The sequence below is a fragment of the Marinospirillum sp. genome, from assembly GCF_014859565.1.
Window position 1 is genome coordinate 1 of record NZ_JACUUA010000414.1, and the last position, 1,813, is coordinate 1,813.

The 1,813-nt window shown below is 50.0% G+C and carries 2 protein-coding genes; both read left to right on the forward strand.

The annotated features are described in order from the left end of the window. Positions 1-676: citrate/2-methylcitrate synthase (locus IBX50_RS20315; protein WP_292258208.1), on the forward strand; the 676-nt coding region annotated here is incomplete at its 5' end. A gap of 53 nt (positions 677-729) precedes the next feature. Continuing rightward, positions 730-1,680: an NAD(P)-dependent oxidoreductase gene (locus tag IBX50_RS20320; RefSeq protein ID WP_292258209.1), complete on the forward strand. Its 951-nt coding sequence runs from the start codon at positions 730-732 to the stop codon at positions 1,678-1,680. Positions 1,681-1,813: the final 133 nt, after the last annotated feature.

Sequence of the window (1,813 nt, forward strand, 5' to 3'; positions counted from 1 at the left end):
GATGTTTGCTACACCCTGCGAGGAATACAAGGTTAATCCGATCTTTGCCAAGGCGATGGATCGTATCTTCATGCTGCACGCCGACCACGAGCAGAACGCCTCCACCTCCACAGTGCGTCTGGCCGGCTCCACCGGTGCTAACCCTTTCGCCTGTATTGCAGCCGGTATTGCTGCACTCTGGGGCCCTGCCCACGGTGGCGCCAACGAAGCCGTACTCACCATGCTGGACGAGATCGGTGATGAATCCCGCATTGAAGAGTTTGTTGCCCGTGCCAAAGACAAAAATGACTCTTTCAAACTAATGGGCTTTGGTCACCGCGTCTACCGCAACTTTGATCCACGCGCCAAGGTTATGAAACAGACCTGTGATGAAGTGCTACAGGAACTGGGCATGGCTGATGATCCACAATTAAAAATTGCCAAGCGCCTGGAACAAATTGCACTGGAAGACGAGTACTTCAAAGAGCGCAGCCTCTATCCAAACGTCGACTTTTATTCCGGCATCATCCTCAAAGCCATTGGCATTCCCACCAATATGTTCACGGTGATTTTTGCCATGAGCCGCACCATTGGCTGGATTTCCCACTGGAACGAAATGATCAGCAACGACTACAAAATTGGTCGTCCGCGTCAGCTTTACACCGGCTCACCTCAGCGCGACTATCCAGCTCGCTGAGTATTCAACCGTTGCTGCACCAAAAGGCTGCCGCAAGGCAGCCTTTTTAATGGTTGCTCACAAGACGTGGTGCCTTTAATCTTGGCGCAAACTCAGATCAGGAGCAGAAGATGACCTCAGCACAAAAACTTGCTTTTATCGGACTTGGAGTCATGGGTAGCCCGATGGCCAGCCATCTGGTCAAAGCAGGACATCAACTGACAGTATTTAATCGCAGCAATAAAAAAGCCATCCAATGGGTCGCAGCTCACCCCGGCCATAGTGCCGCCACTACCCCTGCAGAAGCCGCTGCAGAAGCGGACATTGTACTGCTGTGTGTTGGCAAGGATGAAGATGTACGTGAGGTGATCTGCGGAGAACAGGGACTATTAAAAACCCTGCGCCCTAGCAGCCTGATTATTGATCACACCACCGCCTCTGCTACCTTGGCCAAAGAAATGGCAGAACGCTGCAGCCAACAACAGATAGAGTTTATTGATGCTCCTGTTTCCGGCGGACAGCAGGGCGCAGAAAACGGGCTGCTCACCATTATGGCCGGTGGATCTGAACAAGCATTCAAACGCGCTGAACCCATCATGCAGGTTTTTGCCCGTGCCGTGACCCTGATGGGACCATCCGGCAGCGGACAACTCACCAAAATGGTCAACCAGATCTGTATTGGTGGATTGGTTCAGGCACTGGCAGAAGGTCTGAACTTTGCCAAGCAGGCCGGGCTGGATCAACAAAAGGTGATTGATGTTATCAGCCTCGGAGCAGCGGGCTCTTGGCAAATGGTCAACCGTCACAAAACCATGATTGCTAATGAATATGAACATGGTTTTGCGGTAGACTGGATGCGTAAGGATTTGGACATCTGCCTGACACAGGCAAGAAATCTGGGTACTCAATTACCCATGACTGCACTTGTGGATCAATTTTATGCTGAAGTGCAACAAATGGGGGGTGGACGGTGGGATACTTCCAGCCTACTGAAGCGCTTGCAAGGTTATTCCACGAAACAATAATCCGGCTTAAAAATACAAAACTATACAACGAGCTGTTTTTATCCGAAATCAAAGGCTTAGTCTTGATTTTTGTTACCTTAACAGGTATTAAGCACTATTGATTATACAGACATTAAATCCAGCAGTTAATTTG